The 504-nt window shown below is 53.6% G+C and carries 1 protein-coding gene; it reads right to left on the bottom strand.

The annotated features are described in order from the left end of the window. Window positions 1–431, bottom strand: a 431-nt coding sequence (locus tag B2633_RS08660) for a tRNA ligase subunit PheS family protein (protein ID WP_483170207.1), incomplete at its 3' end; no start/stop codon positions are given. Window positions 432–504 lie beyond the last annotated feature (73 nt).

Here is a 504-nt window from a genome sequence, read left to right as displayed (position 1 = left end):
AAGGCTTCAAAATTATAATAATCCAGTTCGATTTCCGGTCCTTCGGCAACAGCGAAACCCATCCCGTTAAAGATCTGCACTATTTCTTCATTAATGCGGGTGAGCGGGTGCTTGCTGCCTCTGGGCAGGGCCACCCCGGGAAGGGTAACGTCAATGCTCTCCTCTTGGAGCCGTTTCTGCAATTGTAACCCCTGCAGCTCTTCAGCCCGATTCTGTATGAGCTCCTCCAATTGGGCTTTGACTTCATTGGCCCGCTTGCCTACCCGGGCGCGCTCTTCGGCCCCCAGATCTTTCAGGCCCCGCAATAACAAGGTTATATCCCCTTTGCGGCCCAGCATTTTAACCTTGAGCTCGTTTAAGGCTTCCAGGTCGGCCGCCGCAGTCAGCGCGGCTTCAGCCTTTTGAGACAGCTGTTCCAGTCTTACCAGCATACCGATTATCGCCTCCTCCAGAAAATAAAAAAGCCTCGTCCTACAGGGACGAAAGCACAGTTCCGCGGTACCA

The sequence above is a fragment of the Syntrophomonas sp. UBA1041 genome (assembly GCF_002316705.1).
Classification (GTDB): Bacteria; Bacillota; Syntrophomonadia; order Syntrophomonadales; family Syntrophomonadaceae; genus DTU019.
This window is presented reverse-complemented; position numbering and strand designations above follow the sequence as displayed.